This is a genomic window from Burkholderia sp. AU32262, from assembly GCF_020419985.1.
Classification (GTDB): domain Bacteria; phylum Pseudomonadota; class Gammaproteobacteria; order Burkholderiales; family Burkholderiaceae; genus Burkholderia; species Burkholderia semiarida.
Window position 1 is genome coordinate 153,190 of record NZ_JAIZRS010000015.1, and the last position, 26,126, is coordinate 179,315.

General features: G+C 67.2%; 22 protein-coding genes. 2 read left to right on the forward strand and 20 right to left on the reverse strand.

The features are described from left to right. Nucleotides 1-53 precede the first annotated feature (53 nt). Nucleotides 54-893, reverse strand: a complete 840-nt coding sequence (pgeF, locus tag LGN10_RS19620; RefSeq protein ID WP_226224730.1) for a peptidoglycan editing factor PgeF — start codon at nt 891-893, stop codon at nt 54-56. A gap of 6 nt (nt 894-899) precedes the next feature. Further along, complete coding sequence (locus LGN10_RS19625) at nt 900-2,108, reverse strand: RluA family pseudouridine synthase (protein ID WP_099316454.1); 1,209 nt, start codon at nt 2,106-2,108, stop codon at nt 900-902. Nucleotides 2,109-2,149: 41 nt separating this feature from the next. Here LGN10_RS19625 and LGN10_RS19630 point away from each other — a divergent pair, with 41 nt between their 5' ends. Beyond that, on the forward strand, nt 2,150-2,974 hold the full coding sequence (locus LGN10_RS19630; RefSeq protein WP_046545840.1) for an outer membrane protein assembly factor BamD: 825 nt from the start codon (nt 2,150-2,152) through the stop codon (nt 2,972-2,974). Between the two features lie 122 nt (nt 2,975-3,096). Here the strand turns inward: LGN10_RS19630 and LGN10_RS19635 are convergent, their stop codons facing one another. From LGN10_RS19635 to LGN10_RS19645, 3 genes are all read right to left on the reverse strand, one after another. Then, nucleotides 3,097-5,346: an ATP-dependent DNA helicase gene (locus tag LGN10_RS19635; RefSeq protein WP_124861721.1), complete on the reverse strand. Its 2,250-nt coding sequence runs from the start codon at nt 5,344-5,346 to the stop codon at nt 3,097-3,099. A gap of 55 nt (nt 5,347-5,401) precedes the next feature. Then, nucleotides 5,402-5,617, reverse strand: coding sequence for a YdcH family protein (locus tag LGN10_RS19640; protein ID WP_006478692.1), 216 nt, complete (start codon nt 5,615-5,617; stop codon nt 5,402-5,404). Nucleotides 5,618-5,693: 76 nt separating this feature from the next. Beyond that, on the reverse strand, nt 5,694-6,431 hold the full coding sequence (locus tag LGN10_RS19645; RefSeq protein ID WP_059585320.1) for a hypothetical protein: 738 nt from the start codon (nt 6,429-6,431) through the stop codon (nt 5,694-5,696). 163 nt (nt 6,432-6,594) lie between these two features. Between LGN10_RS19645 and LGN10_RS19650 the strand changes: the two genes are divergently transcribed. Beyond that, nucleotides 6,595-8,919: a Tex family protein gene (locus tag LGN10_RS19650; RefSeq protein ID WP_059585319.1), complete on the forward strand. Its 2,325-nt coding sequence runs from the start codon at nt 6,595-6,597 to the stop codon at nt 8,917-8,919. A 113-nt stretch (nt 8,920-9,032) separates the two neighbouring features. On the opposite strand, the gene LGN10_RS19655 is transcribed toward LGN10_RS19650, so the two are convergent. The 15 genes from LGN10_RS19655 to LGN10_RS19725 form a co-directional block, all read right to left on the reverse strand. Further along, nucleotides 9,033-10,949: a potassium transporter Kup gene (locus tag LGN10_RS19655; RefSeq protein ID WP_059585318.1), complete on the reverse strand. Its 1,917-nt coding sequence runs from the start codon at nt 10,947-10,949 to the stop codon at nt 9,033-9,035. Nucleotides 10,950-11,223: 274 nt separating this feature from the next. After that, nucleotides 11,224-11,820, reverse strand: coding sequence for a phosphoribosyltransferase (locus LGN10_RS19660; RefSeq protein ID WP_059585317.1), 597 nt, complete (start codon nt 11,818-11,820; stop codon nt 11,224-11,226). Between the two features lie 8 nt (nt 11,821-11,828). After that, on the reverse strand, nt 11,829-13,175 hold the full coding sequence (locus LGN10_RS19665; RefSeq protein WP_059585316.1) for an adenylosuccinate synthase: 1,347 nt from the start codon (nt 13,173-13,175) through the stop codon (nt 11,829-11,831). Nucleotides 13,176-13,288: 113 nt separating this feature from the next. Beyond that, nucleotides 13,289-14,437, reverse strand: a complete 1,149-nt coding sequence (locus tag LGN10_RS19670) for an ATP phosphoribosyltransferase regulatory subunit (protein WP_006496416.1) — start codon at nt 14,435-14,437, stop codon at nt 13,289-13,291. Nucleotides 14,438-14,550: 113 nt separating this feature from the next. Further along, nucleotides 14,551-14,742 carry a DUF2065 domain-containing protein gene (locus tag LGN10_RS19675; protein ID WP_006478685.1) on the reverse strand — a complete coding sequence of 64 codons (192 nt, stop codon included), beginning with the start codon at nt 14,740-14,742 and terminating at the stop codon, nt 14,551-14,553. 36 nt (nt 14,743-14,778) lie between these two features. Beyond that, nucleotides 14,779-15,678 (reverse strand): protease modulator HflC, encoded by a 900-nt coding sequence (gene hflC / locus LGN10_RS19680; RefSeq protein WP_226224732.1) that lies wholly within the window; start codon nt 15,676-15,678, stop codon nt 14,779-14,781. Nucleotides 15,679-15,693: 15 nt separating this feature from the next. Further along, nucleotides 15,694-17,040, reverse strand: a complete 1,347-nt coding sequence (gene hflK / locus LGN10_RS19685) for an FtsH protease activity modulator HflK (RefSeq protein WP_226224734.1) — start codon at nt 17,038-17,040, stop codon at nt 15,694-15,696. Nucleotides 17,041-17,087: 47 nt separating this feature from the next. Further along, a complete protein-coding gene (hflX, locus tag LGN10_RS19690) occupies nt 17,088-18,260 on the reverse strand; it encodes a GTPase HflX (RefSeq protein WP_179231732.1) in 1,173 nt (390 codons plus the stop codon). A gap of 72 nt (nt 18,261-18,332) precedes the next feature. Further along, nucleotides 18,333-18,572, reverse strand: a complete 240-nt coding sequence (hfq, locus tag LGN10_RS19695) for an RNA chaperone Hfq (protein WP_006399927.1) — start codon at nt 18,570-18,572, stop codon at nt 18,333-18,335. A 142-nt stretch (nt 18,573-18,714) separates the two neighbouring features. Beyond that, a complete protein-coding gene (gene der / locus LGN10_RS19700) occupies nt 18,715-20,052 on the reverse strand; it encodes a ribosome biogenesis GTPase Der (protein WP_059585312.1) in 1,338 nt (445 codons plus the stop codon). Nucleotides 20,053-20,299: 247 nt separating this feature from the next. Next, nucleotides 20,300-21,445 (reverse strand): outer membrane protein assembly factor BamB, encoded by a 1,146-nt coding sequence (gene bamB / locus LGN10_RS19705; protein ID WP_059645732.1) that lies wholly within the window; start codon nt 21,443-21,445, stop codon nt 20,300-20,302. Nucleotides 21,446-21,486: 41 nt separating this feature from the next. Further along, complete coding sequence (locus LGN10_RS19710; RefSeq protein ID WP_006761402.1) at nt 21,487-22,116, reverse strand: tetratricopeptide repeat protein; 630 nt, start codon at nt 22,114-22,116, stop codon at nt 21,487-21,489. 54 nt (nt 22,117-22,170) lie between these two features. After that, nucleotides 22,171-23,511: a histidine--tRNA ligase gene (hisS, locus tag LGN10_RS19715; RefSeq protein WP_226224736.1), complete on the reverse strand. Its 1,341-nt coding sequence runs from the start codon at nt 23,509-23,511 to the stop codon at nt 22,171-22,173. 20 nt (nt 23,512-23,531) lie between these two features. Beyond that, nucleotides 23,532-24,836, reverse strand: a complete 1,305-nt coding sequence (gene ispG / locus LGN10_RS19720; protein ID WP_059585331.1) for a flavodoxin-dependent (E)-4-hydroxy-3-methylbut-2-enyl-diphosphate synthase — start codon at nt 24,834-24,836, stop codon at nt 23,532-23,534. Nucleotides 24,837-24,948: 112 nt separating this feature from the next. Then, nucleotides 24,949-25,968, reverse strand: a complete 1,020-nt coding sequence (locus LGN10_RS19725; protein ID WP_226224737.1) for a helix-turn-helix domain-containing protein — start codon at nt 25,966-25,968, stop codon at nt 24,949-24,951. Nucleotides 25,969-26,126 lie beyond the last annotated feature (158 nt).

A 26,126-nucleotide genomic window follows, 5' to 3' on the forward strand; every position in this document is an offset into this window, starting at 1 on the left:
TATCGAGATAAACCGATTTCGCGGCGCAACAAAACCCGCGCATGCGCGTGCGATCAATCGGCGAGCCAGATTGCCGCGGCCATGCGGCCCGTCACGCGGTCGCGTCGATACGAATAGAAGCGCGTGCGTTCGGCGACCGTGCAAGCCGTCCCGCCGCTCACGTGCGCCACCCCCGCACGCGCGAGTCGCAGGCGTGCGAGCGCGTAGAGATCGGCGAGAAACTTGCCGGGCGCACCGTCGATCGCGACGAACGCATGACGGGTTTCATCATGCTCCGACTGCGAAGCCGTGTCGAGAAACGCATCGCGCACGTCGGCGCCGACCTCGAACGCCCGCGGGCCAATCGCCGGCCCGAGATAGGCATGCAGCGTGTCCGCCGCGCCGCCCGCGAGCGCCGCGACGCGCGCCGCGGTCTGCTCGACGATGCCGGCCGCGAGCCCGCGCCAGCCCGCATGCGCGGCGCCGACCGCGCGACCCTGCGCGTCGCACAGCAGCACGGGCAGGCAATCGGCCACCATCACGACGCAGACGGCGCCTGGCTGGTCCGTGACGCTCGCGTCGGCCTGCACCGGCGCCGTGGCGGCAGGCGCCGCGGCGATCACCGCGTCCGCCTGCACGATCTGCGCGCCGTGAACCTGTTCGAGCCATGCGGCGCTCGACTGGCCCGCGAGCGCGAGCACGCGCGCGCGATTGACGGCGACATGGTCCGGATCGTCGCCGGTATGCAGGCCGAGATTCATCCCGCCCGGCAGCGCGGCGCCGTCCTGCCAGCGCCCGTACGGACCTTCGCTCACACCGCCGTTGCGCGTCGTGATCAGCACACGCACGCGCGGCGACACCTGCCAGTCGGGCTGCACGCAGTCCCGCCACGTCAACGGCGCCAGGTTCGTCATCGGCACTCACTCCTCCTCATCGTCCAGATACGGCTCGTCGTCGTGATACTCGCCGCCGAAATCGTCATCGTCGTAGACACCGTCGTCGTCGTCGAATTCCTCGTCGCCCTGCCCGAAGCCGAGCGCCGCGACGAGCGCGTTCATGTCGTCCGGCAGCGGGCAGCGCCATTGCATCGCCTTGCCCGTGACCGGATGCACGAGGCCGAGCCGCCACGCATGCAGCGCCTGCCGTGCGAATCCGTCCGGCAGCGGCGTGACCGAGCGCTTGCCGCGCGCATGCCCGTAGACCGGATCGCCGAGCAGCGGGTGCCCGGCGTGCGCGCAATGCACGCGGATCTGGTGCGTGCGGCCGGTCTCGAGATCGCACTGAATCGCGGACACCGGCTGACGTTGCCACAGGCATGTGTCAACCGTGCGGAAATGCGTGCGCGCGGGCTTGCCCGACGCGCCGGTGACGACGGCCATGCGCGTACGCTCGCGCGGGTCGCGGCCGATCGGCGCGTCGATCGTGCCCTCCTCCGGCATCGTGCCCCACACGAGCGCGAAATAGCGGCGCTTCACCGTGCGGGCCTGCAACTGGCGTACGAGGTCCGTCTGCGCGGCCAGCGTGCGTGCGACCACCATCAGGCCGGAAGTTTCCTTGTCGAGCCGGTGGACGATCCCTGCCCGCGGCAGGCCGGCCGCCGCGTCGCCGTAGCGGTGCAGCAGACCGTTGAGGATCGTGCCGCTCCAGTTGCCGGCGGCCGGATGCACGACGAGGCCGGCCGGCTTGTTGATGACGACGAGCGCGTCATCCTCGTAGATCACGTCGAGCGGCACGGGCTCCGGCGTGAACGCGAGCTGCTCGGGCAGCAGGTCGGGCACGAGCGCGATCTTCGCGCCGAGCGGCACCGGCTGGCGGATCTTCGCCGGCGCGCCGTCGACGAGCACGCGCTGCGCCTCGATCCAGCTCTGCAGGCGGCTGCGCGAGAATTCGGGGAACAGTTGGGCGAGCGCCTTGTCGAGCCGTTCGCCGGCGAGCGACAGCGGCACTTCGACGATGCGCGGCGCGTCGTCGCCCGCCGCGGACGGCACCACGGGCGGCTGCATGGCGTCGCCGGCCAGATCGTCATCGAGGGAATCCCCCGACGCAGCGTCGGCGGGCCGATCGCTTGGGCTATAATCTTCGCGATTTGGTGTGCCCGGCTGGGCATTCTGCGAACTTGAACGGGTCATTTAGACTGGGTCACCGAGACTTGAAGCTAGGACATGCGAGCATGATGAATTCGACCAAACGCACGGCCAGAACCGTCGCCGCCCGGGCTGCGGCGGTAGCGGCCGCGGCCCTCATCGCCGGCTGCCACGGCTTGCCGCAGAAGCAGGACGAGACGGCTACCTGGTCGAACAACAAATTATACTCAGAGGCCCAGGACGCACTGTCCGGCGGCGACTGGGGCAAGTGCGCGAAATATTTCGAATCGCTGCAGGGCCGCGATCCGTTCGGCCATTTCGCGCAGCAGGCGCAGATCAACGTTGCATACTGCAACTGGAAGGACAACGAAGCGGCAGCGGCCGACCAGGCCGTCGATCGCTTCATCCAGCTCCACCCCGATCACCCGGATATCCCGTACGCGTACTACCTGAAGGGGATGATCCACTTCAACGACGATCTCGGCCTGTTCGGGCGGTTCTCCGGCCAGGACATGAGCGAGCGCGATCCGCAGGCGCTGCGCGAATCGTACGATGCGTTCAAGGTGGTCGTCGACCGCTTCCCGAAGAGCAAGTACGCGCCCGATGCGGCCGCGCGGATGCGCTACATCGTCAACGCGCTCGCGTCGCACGAAGTGCATGCGGCCGACTACTACTACCGCCGCGGCGCGTATGTCGCGGCCATCAATCGCGCGCAGCTCGCGATCAAGGACTACAAGGGTGCGCCGGCGATCGAGGATGCGCTGCACATCATGATCCTGTCGTACGGCAAGCTGAACCAGCCGGAACTCGCCGAAGACACCAAGCGCGTGCTCGCGGGCACGTTCCCCGACAGCCCGTACGTGACGGGCCATTCGCGCCCCGGTACGAAGAAGTCGTGGTGGCAGTTCTGAAGCACGGCGCGACGTAACACCCCGGCGCGCACACAAAAAACCCGGCCAACGAGCCGGGTTTTTTATTGGCGCCGCATGCAGGCAGCGCCGGTGCGTTCGCGCGGCCAGCGCCGCGCATGCGGTCACGCGCGCTTGTCCGAGCGGTGCTCGTCGAAGAAATCCTGGACGACCGCGATCTCGCGCGTGCGCTTGAACGGCGGCAGGCTTTGCCAGATCCGGCGCCCGTACGGCTTGTCGACGAGCCGCGTATCGCAGATCATCAGCACGCCGCGATCCGTCTCGGCACGAATCAGCCGGCCCGCGCCCTGCTTCAGCGTGATCACGGCCTGCGGCAATTGATGCACCGCAAACGGGCTCAACCCCTTCTTCGTCAACGCATCGAGCCGCGCGGCCAGCACCGGATCGTCCGGCGGCGCGAACGGCAGCTTGTCGATCACGACCAGCGACAACGCATCGCCGCGCACGTCCACGCCTTCCCAGAAACTCTGGCTGCCGACCAGAATCGCATTGCCGTACGCGCGAAAGCGGTCGAGCAGCTCCGTGCGGCTTGCGTCGCCCTGCACGAGCAGCGGCGTGTTCCAGCCGCGCGATTCGATCACGTCGCGCAGCTTCGACGCGATCCGGTCGACCGCGCGCAGCGTCGTGCACAGCATGAACACGCCGCCGCCGGACGCCTCGATCGCCGGCAGCGCGGCATCGAACACGGCATCGGTGAACGCGGGCGAAGACGGCTGCGGCAGGTTGCGCGGCACGTACAGCAGCCCCTGCGACTGGTAATCGAACGGGCTGGCGAGCGTCATCGAACGGCGCGAGCTCAGGCCCATCTGCGCCGCGTAGTGCGTGAAATCGCCGCGCACCGACAGCGTGGCCGACGTGAACACCCATGCGCGCGGCACGCCCGCACGCTGTTTCGCGAAAATCGGCGCGACCGACAGCGGCGTTTCGTGCAGTTGCACGGTATGCGCGAACACCTCGACCCAGCGCACCTTCTCGTTCGGATCGCCGGCGGATGCCGCGTTGTCGCCGGCGGCTGCCGCATCGGCCTGCGCGGCCGCTTCCGCCGCGCCGGGCGCGATCCAGCCGGCCAGCAGGTCCTGCAGCTCGCGGGCGCGGCGCAGGCACGCACCGAGCGATTCCGCGCGCTCGGCCTGGCTCGCGAGCGCCGATGCGAGCGCATCGAGCGCGACGTCGAGCGCGTCGAGCGCACCGAACATCGGGTGATCGTCGCCAAGTTGCGCGAGCGACATGCGCACGATCTGGTCGTTCGCGAACGCGAGGCGCAAGTCGCGCGCCGCGCGCTCGAGATCGCCGCCGAGCTTCACCCACTCGACCGCGTCGCGCGCGTGGCTCAGGCCTTCGGCCACGGTGTCGCGCGCCAGCTCGAGAATCTGCGTCGTCGACAGCGTCTCGCCGAAGAACAGCGTCGCCGTCTCCGGCAACTGGTGCGCTTCGTCGAAGATGATCGTGTTCGCGTTCGGCAGCAGTTCGGCCATCCCCGTGTCGCGCAGCATGATGTCCGCGAAGAACAGGTGATGGTTGACGACGACGATGTCGGCCTGCTGGGCCTCGCGCCGCGCCTGCATCACGAAGCATTCCTTGTAGTGCGGGCATTCCTGGCCGAGGCAGTTGTCGCGCGTCGACGTGACCATCGACCACACGGGCGCGTTTTCGGGCACGCTCGCGAGTTCGGCCTTGTCGCCGCTCTTCGTGATTTTCGCGAAGCGGACGATTTCCTGCAGATAGGCCGTGTCCTGCCGCGACGGCAGCCGGCCGTTGTCGGCCGTGCGTTGCAGGTAGTAGTGGCACAGGTAGTTGGCGCGGCCCTTGAGCATCGCGACCGACACCGGCACCGCGAGCGCGTTGCGCACGGTCGGGATGTCGCGCAGGAACAATTGGTCCTGCAGGTGCTTCGTGCCGGTCGACACGATCACCTTGCCGCCCCACAGCATCGCGGGTACCAGATACGCGTAGGTCTTGCCGGTACCCGTGCCGGCCTCGACGATCAGCGTGTTGTCGCCTGCGTCGTGGTCGGATTCTGCGGCCGCAGCGTCGTCCGCGGCCGGCGCGGCCGTCTTGTCGGCCTCGCCCAAGCGGCGCGCCGGCCGCTTGCGGGTTTCGAAGATCTCGGGCTCCGGCATCCGGCGTGCGGATGCCTCCATCGCGGACGCGACCGCCCGCGCCATCTCGATCTGCGACGTACGCGGCCGGTAACCGTCGAGCGCACGCGCCAGCAATCCGCCTTCGCCGAAGATCGTGTCGAGTTCGTCGACGCGCTTGCGGCTCAGCTCGAAAGTGCCTTCGGGCGCACGAGCGCGCCCGGCGGACGTCGTGTCACGCCGGGCATCGGGGGTGGCTTCAAGCGGTGAATTCAAGGCAAGCGTTCCTGTGTCCAGCGCCCGGGCGGCGCCGGCGCTTGCCAGGCCGCGCTCAGGCGCGCTTATCCGGTTCGAGCTGCGATTGCAGCAAAATGATTTTGTCCTTGGCCGCCAGCTTTTCCTTCTTCAGGCGGTGCAGCGTGATGTCGTCGATGTCGGAGTGTCCTTCCTTCAGCTCGATCTCCCGAGCGAGCTGCTGGTGCTGCTCCTGCAATGCAGCCAAACGGTTGTGCAATTCCTGCTGCTGTTCCGTGTGACGGTTTTGCATAGTTGCCTCCTCATCGAAGCAGCGCGACGGCTGGCGTGCCGACGCGCCCGAGACTGATCCCGATCAATTCAACACGTTACTGCCCCTGCTGTTGCTGCTGCCTGGCCTTCTCGGCCGCTTCCTGCTGACGCCGCTCGACATCGGCCTTGTGCTGCGCGGCTTCCTTCTGCTTCTGCTCGTAGCGCGCGGCGTTGTCCGCCCGCTCCTGCGCCTTCTGCGCCGCCTGCTGGTGCGCCTGGTCGAGCTTGCGCTGGAAATCCGCCTGCTTCTGGTCGTATGCCTGCTTGCTCGCCGCGCGTTGCGGCCCTTCCGCGCCGCGCTGCGCCTGCTTCAGTGCATTCTGCTCCTGCTTGTCGCGGAATGCAGCCGCGTTCGCCGCGTCGTTCGCCGCCCGCTGCGGCGCTTCCGCCGCGTTCTGCGCCTGCTTCAGCGCCTGCTGCTGGTCGCGCTGCTGCGCCCGCACAGCGCGCTGCTCGTCGTTGAGCGCGAGCTGCTCCTGGCGGATGCTCGCCCGCTCCTCGCGCATCCGGTCGCGCGCCTTGCCGAGACAGTGATTGACGAAGAATTTGCTGTAGCAATCGTGCTCCGCCACCGCATAACGATAATCGTTTTCCGCGGAGCGCTGATTGAGCACTTTTTGACGGGCGTCGAAATCCGGGGCGGCGGAGGCGGCAACGGGCGCGGACGCGGCGGCGTCCGAGGCCTGCGCGAATGCGCCGGAAGCTCCGGCAGACAAAGCCGCGGCGAGCGCTGCGCCGAGCGCGACGAGAGAAATACGGGAAGTTGGCAACGTCGTAGGAAAGCTGCGGGACATGTGTCAAATTCTATCACCCCCGGCTGGACGCTCCGCCATTTATGGCAAAATACCCCGCTCCATTCACCCGCGGCCTTGCCCCGGCGGGCCCGCCGTGCAGTCCGCCGCTGCGGGCCTGCCGGCCCGCGCCGCGATTTCAGCAGGCAGACAGACCATCCACGACATGACGGAAACCGTAGCACTCAAGATCGTACAGCGCATCGCCACCGAACTGTCCGTCCAGCCGCGCCAGGTCGCGGCGGCCGTGCAACTCCTCGACGAAGGCTCGACCGTTCCGTTCATTGCCCGGTACCGCAAGGAAGTGACCGGCAACCTGGACGACACGCAGCTGCGCCAGCTCGAGGAACGCCTCCTGTACCTGCGCGAGCTCGAGGATCGCCGCGCCGCGATCCTGTCGAGCATCGACGAACAGGGCAAGCTGACCGACGAACTGCGCGCCGCGATCGACGCGGCCGACAGCAAGCAGGTGCTCGAAGACCTTTATCTGCCGTACAAGCCGAAGCGCCGCACGCGCGCGCAGATCGCCCGCGAAGCCGGCCTCGAGCCGCTCGCGCACGCGCTGCTCGCGAACCCGCTGCTCGACCCGCAGGCGGAGGCGGCCGCGTACGTCGACGCCGACAAGGGCGTCGCCGACGTGAAGGCCGCGCTCGACGGCGCGCGCGACATCCTGTCCGAACAGTTCGGCGAGACGGCGGAGCTGCTCGGCAAGCTGCGCGACTACCTGCACAACCAGGGCGTGGTGTCGTCGGCCGTCGTCGAGGGCAAGGAAAACGAGGAAGGCGAGAAATTCCGCGACTATTACGACTACGCGGAAACGATCAAGACCGTGCCGTCGCACCGCGCGCTCGCGCTGTTCCGCGGCCGCAACGCCGGCGTGCTGACGATCAAGCTCGGCCTCGGCGAGGAGCTCGACGCGCAGGTGCCGCACCCCGGCGAGGCGATGATCGCGCGCCATTTCGGGATCGCGAACCAGAATCGCCCGGCCGACAAATGGCTGTCCGACGTCTGCCGCTGGTGCTGGCGCGTGAAGGTGCAGCCGCACATCGAAAACGAACTGCTCACGCAGTTGCGCGAAACGGCCGAAACCGAGGCGATCCGCGTGTTCGCCCGCAACCTCAACGACCTGCTGCTGGCCGCGCCGGCCGGCCCGAAGGCGGTGATCGGTCTCGACCCCGGCCTGCGCACGGGCGTGAAGGTCGCCGTGGTCGACCGCACCGGCAAGCTGCTCGCGACCGACACGATCTACCCGCACGAACCGCGCCGCGACTGGGACGGCTCGATCGCGAAACTCGCGCGCATCGCCGCGCAGACGCAGGCCGAGCTGATCAGCATCGGCAACGGCACCGCGTCCCGTGAAACCGACAAGCTCGCGAGCGAATTGATCGCGAAGCACCCCGAACTGCGGTTGCAGAAGATCGTCGTGTCGGAAGCCGGCGCGTCGGTCTACTCGGCGTCCGAGCTCGCCGCGAAGGAATTCCCGGAGCTCGACGTGTCGCTGCGCGGCGCCGTGTCGATCGCCCGCCGCCTGCAGGACCCGCTCGCCGAGCTCGTGAAGATCGAGCCGAAGGCGATCGGCGTCGGCCAGTACCAGCACGACGTGAACCAGCGCGAACTCGCCCGCTCGCTCGACGCGGTCGTCGAGGATTGCGTGAACGCGGTCGGCGTCGACGCGAACACGGCGTCCGTCCCGCTGCTCGCCCGCGTGTCGGGCCTGAACGCGACGCTCGCGCGCAACATCGTCGACTACCGCGATGCGAACGGCCCGTTCCCGTCGCGCGAGCACCTGCGCAAGGTGCCGCGCCTGGGCGACAAGACCTTCGAGCAAGCCGCCGGCTTCCTGCGCATCAACGGCGGCGAGAATCCGCTCGACCGCTCGTCGGTGCACCCGGAAGCATATCCGGTCGTCGAACGGATGCTCGCGAAGATCAACAAGCGCATCGACGACGTGCTCGGCAACCGCGAAGCGCTGTCGGGCCTGTCTCCGATGGAATTTGTTGACGAACGTTTCGGCCTGCCGACCGTGCGCGACATCCTGGCCGAACTGGAAAAGCCGGGTCGCGATCCGCGTCCGGAATTCAAGACGGCCACGTTCCGCGAAGGCGTCGAGAAGGTATCGGATCTCGTGCCGGGCATGACGCTCGAAGGCGTCGTGACGAACGTCGCCGCGTTCGGCGCGTTCGTGGATATCGGCGTGCACCAGGACGGCCTCGTGCACGTGTCGGCGATGTCGACGAAGTTCATCAAGGACCCGCACGAAGTCGTGAAAGCCGGCCAGGTCGTCAAGGTGAAGGTGCTCGACGTCGACGTGAAACGCCAGCGCATTGCGCTGACGATGCGCCTCGACGACGACGCGGCAGCGCCCGGCATGTCGTCGCGCGGCGGCCAGGATCGCGGCAACGCGGGGCGCGGTGCCGCTCGCCCGCAGCGTTCCCGCGAGCCGGAACCGGCAGGCGCGATGGCCGCGGCATTCGCGAAGCTCAAGCGCTGAGCGCGAAGGCGCCCGAAGCAATAAAAAACCCGCCTTCCGGCGGGTTTTTTATTGCTTCGGCGAAACGCGCAGCCTGGCCGGCATGGGCCGCATGCACGGCCCCACCGCACCGGTCAGATCTCGATCTTCGTGCCGAGCTCGACGACGCGGTTCGCCGGAATCGAAAAGAAATCGGTCGGCTTCGCGGCGTTCTGATGCATCCACGCGAACACGCGCTCGCGCCAGATCGACATCCCCGGCAGATGCGTCGGCACGACCGTTTCGCGCGCGAGGAAGAACGACGTATCCATCAACTCGAACGTCATGTCGTGCGAGCGGCCGAATTCCTCGAGCACCGCCTTCACGTCCGGCGTCTCGTTGAAGCCGTACTCGGCCTTGACGATGTACAGCCCGCCGCCGGCATCGCGTGAGCTCAGGCGCTTGTCGTCGCGCACGTAAGGAAAATCGCGCGTGACGAACGTCAGGAAAATGGTTCGCTCGTGCAGCACCTTGTTGTGCTTCAGGTTGTGCAGCAGGCTGACGGGGACGAGCTTGTCGTTGCCGGTCAGGTAGATCGCGGTGCCCGACACGCGATGCGGCGGATGCGCGAGCAGCCCCTGCAGGAACGGCTCCAGCGGAATACCGTCGGCCGCCGTGCGCTCCTTGACGATGTGGCGCCCCTTGTACCAGGTCATCAGCAGGAAGAACAGCAGCGCGCCGATGCCGAGCGGCAGCCAGCCGCCCTGCGCGACCTTCAGCAGGTTCGCGCCGAAAAAGCCGAGGTCGATCGCGAGGAACACGGCGATGATCGCGCCCACCAGCAGCCGGTTCCAGTTCCACACCTTCACCATCACGACGCACGCGAGCACGGTCGTGATCACCATCGTCGCCGTCACCGCGATACCGTACGCAGCCGCGAGATTGTCCGAACTCTTGAAACCGACGACGATACAGAGGATCACGAACAGCAGCAGCCAGTTCACGACCGGCACGTAGATCTGACCGATCGCGAGCTCGGACGTATGCAGCACCTTCATGCGCGGCACGTAACCGAGCTGGATCGCCTGCGACGTCAGCGAATACGCGCCCGAGATCACGGCCTGCGACGCGATCACGGTCGCGACCGTCGACAGCACGACGAGCGGCAGCAGCCCCCATTCGGGCGCCAGCAGGAAGAACGGATTCTCGATCGCTTTCGGATTCTGGATCAGCAGCGCGCCCTGGCCGAAATAGTTCAGCACGAGCGACGGCATCACGAGCCCGTACGCGGCGTAGCGGATCGGCTTCGCACCGAAGTGGCCCATGTCCGCATAGAGCGCTTCCGCGCCGGTCAGCACCAGCACGACCGAGCCGAGCACGACGTAGGCCTGCAGCAGGTGGTCGGCCATGAACGACGCCGCGTAATACGGATTGATTGCCGCGATGATGCCCGGCACGCGAACGATGTGGTACACGCCGAGCGCCGCGATCACGACGAACCACAGCACCATGATCGGGCCGAACAGCTTGCCGACCAGCGCGGTACCGTGCCGCTGGATCCAGAACAGCGCGATCAGGATCACGATCGTGATCGGCAGCACGAGATGGGACAGGTGCGGCGTCGCGATCTCGAGACCTTCGACGGCCGACATCACGGAGATCGCCGGCGTGATCACCGCGTCCCCGTAGAACATGCACGCGCCGAATATCCCGAGTGCCATCAGCGCGCCCGCGACACGGGTTTTGGAGTCGAGCGGCCGCAGCGACAGCGCCATCAGCGCGAGCACGCCGCCTTCGCCGTTGTTGTCGGCGCGCATCACGAACAGCAGGTATTTGACGCCGACCACCAGCACGATGGCCCAGAACAGCAGCGAGATCACGCCGAGAATCGACCCTTCGGTCAGCGGAATCCCGTGCGCGGGGCTGAACGCCTCCTTGAGCGAATACAGCGGGCTGGTGCCGATGTCGCCGAACACGACGCCGATGGCTGCTATCGCTAGCGCCCGCATCGAATGTTGTTGCGTCGAATGCGGCGCGTGTGCGGCGTCGGTCGCGTGAGTCGTGTCGTTCATATGAAGCGTAATAATCGGGTCCGGGTCGGACAAAACGAGCGCTATTCTACTCGCGCCCCCGTGAAACGCCGCCCTGCCGTGTTGCCGTGGAACCACGTGATCCACGCCGCGCATGCAATCCGGCGCCACCTGTGGCAGGGCTGCCATCATAGCCGGGACCGCGCCGCCTGCCTATCGGGGTGCGCAAGGCGCGCCGCGCGGCGCAACGCGCGCACCAACGAAAACGGCGCCGCAAGCGGCGCCGTACCAGGCTTTCCTTCGATCGGCCGGCCGCTTACGCGCCCGAACCGTCGCGCTGCGCGCGACCGCGCTTGATCCACGCCTCGAGGTTGTGCGGACGAACCGTGTCCCACTCCTCGAACGGCTGATGAATCCACGGATTCGTCGGCAGGAACTGCGTGTGATAGTCGGGCTTGACCTTCGAGCAACCCTTGTACCAGAGCACGGCCGAACGCACCGCCGTGACCGCCGGATAGCGCTCCTTCAGGTGCTCCTGCACGCGCGCGAGCGTGACGCCCGAATCGACGAGATCGTCGACCAGGAGCACGTTGCCCGCGAGATGGCCGCGCGTCATCGTGATGTACTGCGCGATGTCGAGCTCGCCCTGCTGGGTGCCGGCCGCTTCCCGGTACGAGCTCGTCGCGAGGATCGCGAGCGGCACGTCATAGATGCGCGACAGCTGGTCGCCGACGCGCAGGCCGCCGCGCGCGAGGCACAGGATCTGGTCGAACTTCCAGCCCGACGCATGCACCTGGAGCGCGAGCAGCTCGATCAGACGGTGATACTCGTCCCAGCCTACCCACAGGTTCTTGTCGTCGTTGCGCGGATCGGTCATCAAGTCTGCCGCCGTCATCGTGATTTGCTGCGTCATCTTGGGAATTACACCTTGAACGGATGGCGGAGCAGGATCGTTTCGTCGCGGTCCGGGCCCGTCGACACCATGTCGACCGGCACGCCAGCCACTTCCTGGACGCGGCTCAGGTAAGCCTGCGCGTTGGCCGGCAGCGCGTCCCACGTCTTGATGCCGACGGTGCTTTCCTTCCAGCCGGCGAACGTTTCGTACACCGGTTCGCAGCGCGCGACGTCGACCGCGCCACGCGGCAGAATGTCCACGTCCTTGCCGTCGACCTGGTAGCCGACGCACAGCTTGACTTCATCGAGACCGTCGAGCACGTCGAGCTTCGTCATGCACAGGCCCGACACGCCGTTGATCTGGATCGAGCGGCGCAGCGCCGCTGCATCGAGCCAGCCGGTGCGGCGCGGACGGCCGGTAACCGAGCCGAATTCCTTGCCGACGTTCGCGAGCGTGACGCCGACCTGGTCCTGACGCTGCGGGTTGTCCGCATCGTACAGTTCGCTCGGGAACGGGCCCGAGCCGACGCGCGTGCAGTACGCCTTCGTGATGCCGAGGATGTAGTTCAGCTTCTGCGGACCGACGCCGGCGCCGGCCGATGCCGCGCCCGCGACGCAGTTGCTCGACGTGACGAACGGATAGGTGCCGTGGTCGATGTCGAGCAGCGTGCCTTGCGCGCCTTCGAACAGCAGGTTCTGGCCCGCGTTGTTCGCGTCGTACAGGCGGCGCGACACGTCGGCCACCATCGGCTTCAGGCGGTCGGCATAGCCGAGCATCGTGTCGAGCGTGGCCTGGAAGTCGACGGCCGCACCGCCCAAATACTGGGTCAGCACGAAATTGTGGAAATCGAGGTTTTCGCGCAGGCGATCGGCGAAGGTCTTCGCGTCGAACAGGTCCTGCACGCGCAGCGCGCGACGGCCGACCTTGTCTTCGTACGCGGGGCCGATGCCGCGGCCCGTCGTGCCGATCTTGCCCGCGCCCTTGCGCGCTTCGCGCGCCTGGTCGATCGCGATGTGATACGGCAGGATCAGCGTCGTGGCTTCGGAGATGAACAGACGGTCGCGCACGTTCACGCCGGCTTCTTCGAGCTCGCCGATTTCCTTGAACAGTGCTTCGGGGGACAGGACGACGCCGTTGCCGATGTAGCAGGCGACGCCTTCACGCATGATGCCCGACGGAATGAGGCGCAAGATCGTTTTCTTGCCGCCGATGATGAGGGTGTGGCCGGCGTTGTGACCGCCCTGGAAACGCACGACGCCCTGAGCGTGGTCCGTCAGCCAGTCGACGATCTTGCCCTTGCCTTCATCACCCCATTGCGTTCCCACGACGACGACATTGCGCCCGGGAGTCACGTTCACTGCGCTGGCAGACATGTTGATTCGTTAGCTGGTTAAAAACGTATTCTACCTATGTTCGCGGGCGATTCCGAATTTTTCCGTTTCGCTTCAACGATATGCACGCCGAAGCGCGACCCGCGAACGCCTGTTTATCGGGGTTCGACCACCCATGCGCCGTTGCGCTCCACGAGCGAGCGATCGCACGCGAATTCGTCGAGCACGTGGTCGTGGCCCGGGAGCGCCTGGATCACGACCTCGCCCGCATCGCGCAGCGCTGCGACAGCCGCGCCCAGCGCGTCGTCCTGCGCCCATGGCGCAAGGATCGCGGTGCCGCGCGCCTCGACCGGCGAAATCCGCGCGAGCTCGCGCAGGTCGAGCGAGAAGCCGGTTGCCGGACGCGCCCGGCCATAGGCCTGCCCCACGTGGTCGTAACGGCCGCCGCGCGCAATCGCGTTCGGCACGCCGTCGATGTAGGCGCTGAACATCGCGCCACTGTGGTACGCATAGCCGCGCAGGTCGGCGAGATCGATCGCGACTTCGACGCCCTTCGCCTGCGACGCAAGCTGCGCGAGATCGTCGAGCGCCCGCGTGATTTCAGGCAGCACCGGCAGGCGCGTACGCGCCTCGGCGAGCACGCTCGCGTCGCCGTAGAGGTTCGGCAGCGCGCGCAGCGCGGCACGCGTATCGGCGCCGAGATCGTCGGTGAGTTCGTTCAGCAGCGGCACGTCCTTGCCCGACAGCGCGTCGTACAGCGACTCGCCGCGCTCGGCGGCCTGCGCGTCGCGCGCCAGCAGCGCCGCGAGCACGCCCGCGTGACCGAGGTCGAGACGGATGCGCGACAGGCCCGCGAGATGCAGCGCGTCGAGCATCAGTTGCTGGATTTCGAGATCGGCTTCGAGCCCGGCGTGCCCGTAGATTTCGGCGCCGATCTGGATCTGCTCGCGCGTCGCGTGCAGGCCGCGCGGACGCGTATGCATCACGTGGCCCGCGTAGCAGAGGCGCGTCACGCCCTGCCGGTTCAACAGGTGCGCGTCGATCCGCGCGACCTGCGGCGTGATGTCCGCGCGCAGGCCGAGCGTACGGCCCGACAGCTGGTCGACCAGCTTGAAGGTGCGCAGGCGCAGATCGGCGCCGCCGCTCGTCAGCAGCGACTCGAGATACTCGAGCAGCGGCGGCATCACCATTTCGTAGCCGTACGAACGGAAGCGATCGAGCAGCCTGCGGCGCAGCTCCTCGATCTTGCGCGCTTCCGACGGCAGCACGTCGGCGATATTCTCGGGAAGTAACCAGGTCGACATCGGTACGGTCCTACGACGGGAAACGGCGCGCGACACGCGCGCCGCGAGTTGAATCGGAATTTCGAAATCGGGCGGAACGAACGGCGGATGCGCCGTCCGGATCGGGGCGCCGGTCAGGTCGCGAGCAGCAGCAGCACGAGCCCGAGCACCATCACGATCAGCCCGCCGATCCGGATATGATGCGGCGGCCGCTCAGCTATTCTACGAAACGTGTCGCGCCAGGCGACGGGAAACACGAAAGGGAACGCCCCCTCGATGATCAGCATCAGCGCTACCGCGAGCAACAACGAGCCAGCCAGGTCCATGCGAGCGACGGCGCCGCTCGACGCGGCGCCCCAAGGTCAATGTTTGCGGGGAGCGGGCGCCGCCGGTGCGGCGCCGCCCGTCGGGCTGCGCATGAAGCGGAAGAACTCGCTGTCGGGATCGACGACGATGATGTCGTTGCGCTTGAACGTATTCCGGTAGGCCTGCAGGCTCGCGTAGAACTGATAGAACTGCGGATCGCGGCCGAACGCGTCGGCGGCGATCGTCGCGGCCTTCGCGTCGCCCTCGCCCTTGATCGTCTGCGCGGACTTGTACGCGTTCGCGAGCACGGCCCGCTGCTCGCGTTCGGCGTCGGCCTTGATCTGCTCGACGTCGGCCGCGCCTTGCGCACGCACCTGGGCCGCCTGATCGCGCAACGCGCCGATCATCCGTTGATAGACGGCGTCCGCCTGCGCGGCCGGCAAGTCGACACGCGTGAGCTGAACATCGACCACGTCGACGCCGAAACCGGACGCTTGCGCCTTCGCCGCATCGCGCGCGGCCTCGGCGATCGCGCGCTGGCCGCCGAGCGCATCGTCGAGCGCGCGCTTGCCGAATGCGTCGCCGAGCGCGCCCTTCAGCACGCCGGCCAGCCGGTCGGCGGCCGCCGCCGGGTCCCCGCCCGTCGCGGTGAAATACTTCATCGGATCGCTGATCCGGTACTTCGCCGCATACGCGACCAGCAGGTCGTGCTTGTCTTCGGTTGCCAGCTGCAGCGGATCGGACGACTCGAGCGACTGCACGCGCGTGTCGATCAGCGTGGCCGTCTGCAGCGGCGGCGGCAGTTTGAAGTGGACGCCGGGGCCCGCGAGCTCCGGTTGCGTACCGTCGCGGCCCGACAGCACGGCCGCATGGCGCGGATCGACGGTGAGGACCGTCGACGATGCCGCGAAGGCGACGATCACGATTGCGACGACGAGCGCAATGATTCGGTTCATGTTCTGCGCTCCCCGTTACTTCGTATCGTCTTCACGCGACCGGCTGCGAAACGCTTCGCGCGATCGCAGCACGTCGACGCCCGACGCGGTGGCGGCCGGTGCGGCGCTCGCCGGTGCCGGCGCGGCTGCCGACGGCGTCGTGGCCGCCGGGGCCGACGCCGTATCGGGCGCGGACGCGCCGGTCGACGCCGCGGCGTTTTGCCGCCCCTGCTCGACGAGCTTGTCGAGCGGCAGATACACGACGCTGTTGCCGCCCTTGTTGCCGACGAACACCTTCGTCGCGTTCGAATAGATTTCCTGCATCGTCTCGAGATACATCCGCTCGCGGATGACCGCGGGCGCCTTCGAGTACTGCGCGTAGACTTGCTTGAAGCGGTCCGCATCGCCTTCGGCTTGCGTGACCACGCGATCGGCATACGCCTTCGCTTCGTCGACGAGCTTCGCCGCATCGCCCTGCGCCTTCGGCAGCAGGTCGCTCGCGTAGGCCTGCGCGGCGCGCTTCGCGGCCTCGCGCTCGTCGCGCGCCTTCGCCACTTCGGCGTACGCGGCCTGGGTCTGGTCGGGCGCCGCGACGCTCTGCATCGTGACGGCCGTCACCTCGAGCCCCGACTGGTAGCGGTCGAGATCACGCTGGATCGCGGTGGAAAGCTGCTCGCGCAGCGCATCGCGATCCTGATTCAGCATGTCGGCCGCACTGCGCGTGCCGACGATCGCGCGCACCGCGGCCTGCGCGGCCTGCGACACGCTGCGCTCGGGATCGACGCTGCGGAACAGGTAATCGGTGGCGGAACGGATCCGGTACTGGACGATGAAGCGCACGTCGACGATGTCGGCATCGCGCGTCAGCATCGCGGCCTCCTTCACGTTCGCGAGGCGCACGACGTTATTGCGGCCGATCTCGATCGAGCGGACCTGCGACGTGTCGACGATCTCGTGCGACGCGAACGGATACGGCGCGCGCCAGTGCACGCCCTGGCCGACCGTGCCCGACAGCTTGCCGAGCTGCAGCACGACGCCCGTCTGGCCTTCCTGCACGACGAACAGCCCGCTGCCCGCATACACCGCGACCAGCACGCCGATCACGATGCCGACGCCCACCCGTGCGGCCCGGCCGTTGTCGGGACGCAAGCCGTTACCGCCCTTGCCGCCGAACAGGCCGCTCAGGCGTCGGTTGAAGTTGCGCCACATCTCGTCGAGATCGGGCGGACCGTCGCCGTCGCCGCCTTGCGGACGCTTCGATTCGTTCGCGCGGGGGCGGGATCCGTCCTTGCCATTGCCTTCGCCGCGTCCCCAGCGGGGATCGTTGATCGACAACAAGGCGCGCATCCGCCGCCAGGTACTCCGCTCGTTGTATTCGTTCACCAGAGTTTGTTCACCAGATTGGAAGCCGGCGAACCGGCCGGGGCCGGTTAGCGCCCGTGTTCGGAAATCGTGTGGTCTTCGTGCGGTTCAGCGGACGTGCCATCGAGCGCGTCGGACAAGGTCGCGCTGGAAAGGTGTTCCGCGGAGGCGATTTCGGCGATGGCGGCACGCAACGTATCAAGACCCTGACCGGTGCGCGCGCTCAAAAAGACGCGCGAAATATTACCATATTCGTCCCGCTCGACCGCGTCGCCGCGGGCCGCCAGCTCGGGCACGGCGTCGATCTTGTTGAACACCAGGACCTGCCGGACCGTGTCCGCACCGATCTCGTGCAGCACGCCGTTGACCTGCTCGATTTGCTCGAGCCGGACCGCGCTCGACGCATCGACCACGTGCAGCAGCAAATCCGCATGGATCGTTTCCTCGAGGGTCGCCCGGAACGCCGCGACGAGCTGGTGAGGCAGCTCGCGGATGAACCCGACCGTATCGGACACGACGATCTGCCCGACCTCGTCGCCGAGGTACACGCGCCGCGACGTCGTATCGAGCGTCGCGAACAGCTGGTCGGCCGCGTAGGCCTGCGCTTTCGTCAGCGCATTGAACAGCGTCGACTTGCCCGCGTTCGTATAGCCGACGAGCGACACCGACATCGTGCCGCTGCGCGCGCGCTGCCGGCGCTGCGTGCTGTGCTGGCGGCGCAGCCTGTCGAGCCGCGACTTCAGCATCTTGATGCGTTCGCCGATCAGCCGGCGGTCGGTTTCGAGCTGGGTTTCACCGGGGCCGCGCAGGCCGATACCGCCCTTTTGCCGTTCGAGGTGGGTCCACGCGCGAATGAGCCGGGTCGACAGGTATTGAAGCTGCGCGAGCTCGACCTGCAGCTTGCCTTCGTGGCTGCGGGCGCGCTGCGCGAAGATGTCGAGGATGAGGCTCGTGCGATCGACCACGCGCCTGTTAAGCGCCTGCTCCAGATTGCGTTGCTGGGCCGGCGCCAATGCGTGGTTGAAGATGACGATTTCGACGTTGTGCGCGTCGCAGGCGAGCCGCAGCTCTTCGGCTTTGCCGCTGCCGATGAACATCTTGGCATCGGGACTGGCGCGACGCCCCGTGAGGGTGACGGCGGGACGGGCTCCCGCGCTGGAGGCGAGAAGACTGAGTTCTTCGAGACTGGCTTCGAAATCGGTCTTGCCGAAATCGATGCCGACGAGCGCTGCGTTGATCAAATTATCGGGTGTCAAGATAAGGCGGCTGGCATCGGTCGCTCGCGGCGACCGGATGCCGGCCGCTGCGATAGGTTAGGACGAGGCTTCCGCGTCCGGGTGGAAATTCACCGGGCGCGCCGGCACGACCGTCGAGATGGCGTGCTTGTAAACCATCTGGGTCACCGTATTACGGAGCAACACGACGTACTGGTCGAACGATTCAATGTTCCCTTGAAGCTTGATGCCGTTGACGAGGTAGATCGAAACGGGAACGTGCTCTTTGCGCAGTGCGTTCAAAAACGGGTCTTGTAACAATTGCCCTTTGTTGCTCATGGCGTACTCCATCTTTTTTTGCAGGTTGATCTGGATTGGCGGCGAAGAAAAAGAGATCCGGCGCCAATCGCTACACTATAGCTGATTTTGCCTGCCCCGCCCGGTGCATAGGCCTTCCGGCCTAGCCGTGGCGGGCCATGCGTCAGCCCTTGTCCGCGTACGGATTGTTCGACGAACGGAACTCTATGCGCAATGGAGTCCCGGTCAGCGAGAAAGTTTCGCGGAACCGGTTTTCGAGGTAGCGCTTGTAGGTTTCCGTCACCGCGTCGAGCGCGTTGCCGTGAATCACGATGATCGGCGGATTCTGGCCGCCCTGGTGCGCGTAGCGCAGCTTCGGACGCACCGGGCCGCGACGGCGCGGCTGCTGGAATTCGACGGCCTCGATCAGCGCGCGCGTGAGCTTCGGCGTCGGCAGTTTCGCCATGGCGGCCGCGTAGGCGTCGTCGACCGAGCGCATCAGCGCGCCGATACCCGTCTTCTTCGCGGCCGAAATGAAGTGCGATTTCGCGAAGTCGAGGAATTTCAGCTTGCGGGTCAAATCCGCTTTCGCGCGGTCGCGCGCGTGGTCGTCGAGGCCGTCCCACTTGTTGACGCCGATCACGAGCGCGCGGCCCTGCTCGACGACGAAGCCGGCGATGTGCGCGTCCTGGTCGGAAATGTCCTGCTGCGCATCCAGCAGAAGAATGACGACGTTCGCGTCCGAGATCGACTGCAGCGTCTTCACGACCGAGAACTTCTCGATCGCCTCGAACACCTTGCCGCGGCGGCGCAGGCCGGCCGTGTCGATCAGCGTGTATTTCTTGCCGTTACGCTCGAAGTCGACGTAGATCGAATCGCGCGTCGTGCCCGGCATGTCGAACGCGATCACGCGGTCCTCGCCGATCAGCGCGTTGACGAGCGTCGACTTGCCGACGTTCGGGCGGCCGACGATCGCGATCTTGATGCCGCGCGACGGATCATCCTCGTCCGCTTCCTCGGGCTGGCCCGCGTACGCGACTTCGAGCGCCTCGTTGATCATGTCGGTCACGCCGTCGCCGTGCGCGGCCGAGATCGCGCGCGGATCGCCGAGCCCCAGCTCGTAGAACTCGGAGGCGACCGCCGTGTACTTCATCCCCTCGGCCTTGTTGACGACGAGGAAGATCGGCCGGCCGGTCTTGCGCAGGTAGTCGGCGATCGACTTGTCCTGCGGCGCGAGCCCGTTGCGGCCGTCGACGATGAACACGACGACATCGGCTTCTTCGACGGCCTGCCGCGTCTGGCGCGCCATTTCGTGCAGGATGCCGTCCTTCGCGACGGGTTCGAAGCCGCCCGTATCGACGACCAGGTAGGGCCGTTCGCCGACGCGCCCTTCGCCGTAATGGCGATCGCGCGTCAAGCCCGGCAAGTCGGCGACCAGCGCATCGCGCGAGCGCGTGAGCCGGTTGAACAGCGTGGATTTCCCCACATTGGGGCGCCCAACGAGGGCAATGACCGGTTTCATCTGTGTTTTCTACGGTGAAGCGCAGCAGCGGGAGGCCCGCTGCTGCGGGCGGCTGCGCTGAATGAAAATATCACGAATTCGCGCCGCGCCGGATGCGCGCGCCGGGCGCGCGTCGCGCGCCGTCGTCTTTCGTCTCGAACTGCCTTTCAAATACCGAGCGGCCGGGAACGCCGGCCGCCTTCAAGTCGCGGGGCCGCGGCGCGCGGGACCGGCCCGCCGCACCGCGGCCCCGCCTGTTTCCCGCGTGTCAGCGCGGACGGAACCCGTACAGGCCGCCGTCCTTCGTCTGCACGACGAGCGTATTGCCGGCGAGAACCGGCGCCGCCGTAATCGCGCTGCCGTCGGTCTTCATCCGCGCGATGAAGCTGCCGTCTTCGCGCGACAGGAAATGCACGAAGCCCTTGTAATCGCCCATCACGACCGCGTGCCCGAGCAGGTACGGCACGCCGACGTCACGGCTCTTCAGCTTGTCGTTGCGCCACAGCTGGTTGCCCGTGGCCGCGTCGTACGCGGTGACGACCGACCAGTCGTCGCCGCCGGCGACCACCGAATCGTCCTGCGCGAGGCCGCTGCGGCTCGAGAACGGTTTTTCCCACAGCGGACGGCCCGAGTTCGCATCGAAGCAGCCGAGCTGACCCTGGAACGTCACCGCGCAGGTTTCCGCGCCCACGAGCGTCGGCGGGCCGCTGACGTCATTGATGCGCTCGACCTCGGTCACGCCCTTCGGGAACGACACGGGGGTCTGCCAGAACGGCTCGCCCGTCTGCAGGTTGATCGCGACGAGACCGCCGCCCGGGAAGCCCGCGAGCACGGCCGCGTCGCCCGCGAACGTCATGCCGGCCGACACGCGCAGGTTCAGCGGCACCGCACGGTTGCGGTAGTTCCACTTCTGCTCGCCCGTCTGCGCGTTGAACGCGATCACCTGGCCGTCGATCGTGCGCACGATCACGAGACCATTGCCGACGAGCGGCGGCGAGAAGATCTCGCCCTGCACGGTGGTCTTCCACAGTTGCTTGCCGTCCGGGCCCAGCACGAACACGCCGCCCTTCAACGCACCGACCGCGGTCAGGTTGCCGTCGCTGCCGACACCGGCCGACAGGTCCGACCCCACCTTCGAGCGCCACAGCGTCTGGCCCGTCTTCGCGTCGATCTTCTCGACCGAACCGTTTTCGCCCGCCGCATAGACGGCGTCGCCCACGGCCACCGGCGAGAACAGGTAGCGTCCGCCCTTGCCGACGCTCGCCTTCCAGACCTGTTGCACGTCCATGACGGGCTTGAACTCGGTGAGCGGCGTCGGCACGCGGCGCGCGTCCTTCGACGACGAGCAAGCCGCCAAAGCGAGGACAGCCGCCGCGCAGGCAACGGGCACAGCGTAACGTTTCAGCAAATTCATCGGTTAGCGAAGCAGAGTTAAGAGGTTGAGGGGGCCGGGATTCAGCCGCCGAGCGCGTCCAGCTTGAACTGCACGAGCTGGCGTGCCGACTGGTCGTCCTTCGACAGGCCGTCGAGCGCAAGCTTGTAAGCCGCGCGCGCATCGTCGGTCTTGCCTTGCGCGGCCAGCAGATCGCCGCGGCGATCGGCCACGAGGCCCTTGAACGCATCGACCGGCGTACCCGACAGCAGCGCGAGGCCCGCATCGTACGCCTTCTCGTCGAGCAGCAGCGACGCGAGCCGCAGCTTCGCGATCTGCTTGTACTCTTCGTCCTTGGCGTGATCGGCGGCCCATTGCAGCTGCGCCTTCGCGCCTGCCGCATCGCCGGCCGCGTACAGCGTCTTCGCGGCCGCGAGCGCCGTCATCTGCGCATACGGCGTGCTGCCGAACTTGTCTTCCATGTCGGCAGCCGCGCGGGCCATCGTCGCCTTGTCGTTCGCGGCGGCCGCCTTCTGAACCTGTTCGTACAGCCCGGACGCCTCGGCGGCCTGACGGCGCTGCCAGTAGTTCCAGCCGTTGAAACCGGCCGCGACGACGAGCGCCGCGAGCACGATCCACGTGGTGAGGTTGCCCCAGCGGGCCCACCACGCCTTGAGACTTTCAATCGATTCTTGTTCGTCGTGATAACTCATCGGCGAGCGATTCCTTCCTGTTCAGCTTTTCTTGTCGAGCGGATGCCAGCGCGATCAGTCGTCGCCGTCTTCGGCGGATGCAACCATCGCATTGATTAGGAATTCGGTCAAGCTTTCGACCGGTACGGTCTGCTGAACGTTCTTTTCCCCTTCCGCGCCCGCGCCGCGCAGCGCTTTCACGCCCACCGTGCCGTTCGCGACCTCTTCTTCGCCGAAGATCACCGCGAACGCGGCGCCGCTTGCATCGGCCCGCTTCATCTGCGACTTGAAGCTCGCCGGCGCGCCGTCGGCGCTGCAGTGGAAGATCACGTCGAGGCCCGTGTCGCGCAGGCGCTCGGCCGCGATGAACGCCTGTTCGCGCGCGGTTTCACCCTGGTGCACGACGTATACGTCGACGCCTTCCTGCTCGGGCGCGAGATCCTCTTCCTTCAGCAGCTCGAGGATGCGCTCGATGCCCATCGCCCAGCCGCACGCGGCGGTCGGCTTGCCGCCGAGCTGCTCGATCAGCGGATCGTAGCGGCCGCCCGCCGCGACCGTGCCCTGCGCGCCGAGCTTGTCGGTCACCCACTCGAACACGGTCAGGTTGTAGTAATCGAGGCCGCGCACGAGACGCGGATTGATCTTGAACGGAATGTTGTTCGCGAGCAGCAGGCGCTGCAGCCCTTCGAAATGCGCGCGCGATTCGTCGCCAAGGAAATCGATCAGCTTCGGCGCGTTCTGCGCGATCTCCTGCAGCGCGGGATTCTTCGTGTCGAGTACGCGCAGCGGGTTCGTGTACAGGCGGCGCTTCGCATCCTCGTCGAGCACGTCGGCGAACTGCTCGAGGTACTTGATCAGTTCGACGCGGTGCGCGGCGCGCTCTTCGGCGAGGCCGAGCGAGTTGATCTCGAGCTTGATGCCGGTCACGCCGAGGTCGTCCCACAGGCGCTGGCACATCATGATGATCTCGGCATCCGCATCGGGACCCGCGAAGCCGAGCGCCTCGACGCCGACCTGGTGAAACTGGCGATAACGGCCGCGCTGCGGACGCTCGTGACGGAACATCGGGCCGATGTACCACAGGCGCTTCGGGCCGTCGTACAGCATGTTGTGCTCGATCGACGCACGCACGACGGCCGCGGTGTTTTCCGGGCGCATCGTCAGGTTCTCGCCGTTCAGCGCGTCGGTGAAGCTGTACATCTCCTTCTCGACGATGTCGGTGACTTCGCCGATGCCGCGCGTGAAGAGCTGCGTATGTTCGACGATCGGCGTGCGGATGTTCTGGTAGCCGTACGCGCGCAGCAGCGATTTCACGGTAGCTTCGAAGAATTCCCACAGGCCGGCATCCTGCGGAAGGATGTCGTTCATGCCTTTGACGCCGGTGAGCTTCTCGATCTTGCGTTTCTGTTCAGTCATCGTTCGTGTGTGTGGACGAATTAGTTCAGGGCCTCGGTGCGGCCGTAATTGCGTGCGACGTAGTCGCTGACGATCTGCTGGAATTCCTCGGCGATCCGCTCGCCGCGCAGCGTCTTGACCTTTTCGCCGTCGATGAAGACCGGCGCGGCCGGGTTCTCGCCCGAGCCCGGCAGGCTGATGCCGATGTTCGCGTGCTTCGATTCACCCGGGCCGTTGACGATGCAGCCCATCACCGCGACGTTCATCTTCTCGACGCCCGGATACTCCTTGCGCCAGACCGGCATCTGCTCGCGCAGATACGTCTGGATCTGCATCGCGAGTTCCTGGAACAGCGTGCTGGTCGTGCGGCCGCAGCCCGGGCACGCGATCACCATCGGCGCGAACGAGCGCAGGCCCATCGTCTGGAGGATTTCCTGGCCGACGATCACTTCGCCCGTGCGCGACGCGCCCGGCTCCGGTGTCAGCGAAATGCGGATCGTGTCGCCGATCCCTTCCTGCAGCAGCACGCCGAGCGCCGCCGTCGACGCGACGATGCCCTTCGAGCCCATGCCGGCCTCGGTCAGCCCGAGGTGCAGCGCGAAGCCGCAGCGACGGCCGAGTTCGCGGTACACGGCGATCAGGTCCTGCACGCCGCTGACCTTGCACGACAGCACGATGCGGTCGCGGCCGAGGCCAAGCTCCACCGCACGCTCGGCCGAGCCGATCGCCGACTGGATCAGCGCCTCGTACATCACGCTCTGCGCGTCCCACGGCTGCGCGCGCGCGGCGTTCTCGTCCATCATGCGCGCCAGCAGATCCTGGTCGAGGCTGCCCCAGTTCACGCCGATCCGCACCGGCTTGTCGTACTTCGCCGCGGCCTCGATCATCTGCGCGAACTGCGTGTCGCGCTTCGCGCCCTGACCGACGTTACCGGGGTTGATCCGGTACTTCGACAGCGACTCCGCGCAGCCCGGGTAGTCGCGCAGCAGCAGGTGCCCGTTGTAGTGGAAATCGCCGACGAGCGGCACCGTCACGCCCATCCGGTCGAGCTGCTCGCGAATCGCCGGCACGGCGGCCGCGGCTTCGGGCGTGTTGACCGTGATGCGCACCAGCTCGGAGCCCGCATTCGCGAGTTCCTTGATCTGGATCGCCGTGCCGATCGCGTCGGCCGTGTCGGTATTCGTCATCGACTGCACGCGCACCGGCGCGTCGCCGCCGATCGTCACGAGTTGCCCGCCCCAGCGGACATCCACCGCATGCGATACGCGGCGCGGCTGATGCCCGCCGAACACCGGCTCGGTTGAACAAATCTGACTGCTGCGTGGGGATTGAGCTTCGGATTGCATCGATAGATCCATTTACGCGGAATGCGCCGCGACGCGGCGCATGAATTGAAAAAGCGCCGTGCCCTCGCGGCCTGCCGATATCGACGGCAGGCCTTCGCCACGGCGCTTGACGTCAGGGCAGCGTGAACCGCGCCACGTTACCCCGCGCTGCCGAATATTTTGCCGGATCGACCGGTTTTCCGTCGAACGCAATCGCGTCGAGGCCGGCCTTGTTGCCGATCGTGACCTTGAACGGCCCGTCGCCGGCAACCTGCTTCGTTTCGCCGGCGCGCACCAGCGCCGAAAACAGCTCCCTGCCGTTCTTGTCGCGCACGCTGAACCAGCAATCCTGCTTGACCTTCAGTTCGACCATCGACTGGCCTGCCGCGACCGCGACGCTCGCCGGCTGGGCCGGCGCGGCCGTGCTTGCCGCCGTCGTTGCCGCCACGGGCTGGGATGCCGCAGCCGTCGCGACCGGGGCCGCGGGCGCCGGGACAGCCGATGCAATCGCCTGCGCGGGGGCCGGGGCCGCCGACGCGGCAGCCGGGGCCGGAACCTCATTCGCCACCACTGCCGACGCACCGTTCGGGGCCGCTTCTTCAGCGGAGGACGCTGCCGCCGCGCTCGCGGCCGATGCATGTTCGGCGTCGCCGCCCTTGAAGCGCGCGAGCAGGCTCGACGAATCGCCGCCAGTGTGCCACATCAGTGCGGCGACCACCGCGACGATGACGATGCCCGTTCCCCAGAGCCAGGGATGGTGGCGCGACGAACCGCCAAGCGGAATCGACACGCGGCCGCGCGGCAGATCCGTGCCCGACGACGCCGGCATCGACAGGTCGACTTCCGGCACCCCGCGCTCGCGGCGCAGCGCCTGCGCGAACGGTTCCGGATCGACGCCGAGCATCTTCGCGTAGCTGCGCACGACGCCGAGCGCGAAGGTCACGCCGGGCAAATGGCTGATGTCGCCGGCCTCGAGCGCCCGGAGTTTCTGCGGTGCGACCTTGAGTCGCGCCGACACGTCGTCGACCGACCAGCCCTTCGTCTCCCGAAGCTGCGCCAGCCGGCTGCCGACCGCCGCCAGCGATTCCAGTCCCGCCGGTGCCGGCTTCGCGGCATTCGTCTCTGCGCCGTTAGACGGCTGCGGCTCACTCATCCTTGTCCTCGCGTCGATTCTTCTTCACTGGCGGGTGCCGCCGGCTCCTGCCGGCCGGCACCCGCAACGGTTCATACCCTGCGCGGCGCCGAGGCGCCGCGACCGATCGCTATTCGCGTGTTGCACCGCCAAACGGTTCGGGCACCCTGGGCAGGTGC

Excerpts from the sequence above, each read along its gene's own strand:
- LGN10_RS19655 (WP_059585318.1), bottom strand. The coding sequence starts at position 10,949 with ATGAACGACACGACTCACGCGACCGACGCCGCACACGCGCCGCATTCG.
- LGN10_RS19660 (WP_059585317.1), bottom strand. The coding sequence starts at position 11,820 with ATGACGCAGCAAATCACGATGACGGCGGCAGACTTGATGACCGATCCG.
- LGN10_RS19625 (WP_099316454.1), bottom strand. The coding sequence starts at position 2,108 with ATGACCCGTTCAAGTTCGCAGAATGCCCAGCCGGGCACACCAAATCGC.
- LGN10_RS19670 (WP_006496416.1), bottom strand. The coding sequence starts at position 14,437 with ATGTCGACCTGGTTACTTCCCGAGAATATCGCCGACGTGCTGCCGTCG.
- LGN10_RS19630 (WP_046545840.1), top strand. The coding sequence starts at position 2,150 with ATGATGAATTCGACCAAACGCACGGCCAGAACCGTCGCCGCCCGGGCT.
- bamB (WP_059645732.1), bottom strand. The coding sequence starts at position 21,445 with ATGAATTTGCTGAAACGTTACGCTGTGCCCGTTGCCTGCGCGGCGGCT.
- LGN10_RS19725 (WP_226224737.1), bottom strand. The coding sequence starts at position 25,968 with ATGAGTGAGCCGCAGCCGTCTAACGGCGCAGAGACGAATGCCGCGAAG.
- LGN10_RS19710 (WP_006761402.1), bottom strand. The coding sequence starts at position 22,116 with ATGAGTTATCACGACGAACAAGAATCGATTGAAAGTCTCAAGGCGTGG.
- ispG (WP_059585331.1), bottom strand. The coding sequence starts at position 24,836 with ATGCAATCCGAAGCTCAATCCCCACGCAGCAGTCAGATTTGTTCAACC.
- LGN10_RS19650 (WP_059585319.1), top strand. The coding sequence starts at position 6,595 with ATGACGGAAACCGTAGCACTCAAGATCGTACAGCGCATCGCCACCGAA.
- LGN10_RS19675 (WP_006478685.1), bottom strand. The coding sequence starts at position 14,742 with ATGGACCTGGCTGGCTCGTTGTTGCTCGCGGTAGCGCTGATGCTGATC.
- LGN10_RS19665 (WP_059585316.1), bottom strand. The coding sequence starts at position 13,175 with ATGTCTGCCAGCGCAGTGAACGTGACTCCCGGGCGCAATGTCGTCGTC.
- pgeF (WP_226224730.1), bottom strand. The coding sequence starts at position 893 with ATGACGAACCTGGCGCCGTTGACGTGGCGGGACTGCGTGCAGCCCGAC.
- hfq (WP_006399927.1), bottom strand. The coding sequence starts at position 18,572 with ATGAGCAACAAAGGGCAATTGTTACAAGACCCGTTTTTGAACGCACTG.
- LGN10_RS19645 (WP_059585320.1), bottom strand. The coding sequence starts at position 6,431 with ATGTCCCGCAGCTTTCCTACGACGTTGCCAACTTCCCGTATTTCTCTC.
- LGN10_RS19640 (WP_006478692.1), bottom strand. The coding sequence starts at position 5,617 with ATGCAAAACCGTCACACGGAACAGCAGCAGGAATTGCACAACCGTTTG.
- der (WP_059585312.1), bottom strand. The coding sequence starts at position 20,052 with ATGAAACCGGTCATTGCCCTCGTTGGGCGCCCCAATGTGGGGAAATCC.
- hflC (WP_226224732.1), bottom strand. The coding sequence starts at position 15,678 with ATGAACCGAATCATTGCGCTCGTCGTCGCAATCGTGATCGTCGCCTTC.
- hisS (WP_226224736.1), bottom strand. The coding sequence starts at position 23,511 with ATGACTGAACAGAAACGCAAGATCGAGAAGCTCACCGGCGTCAAAGGC.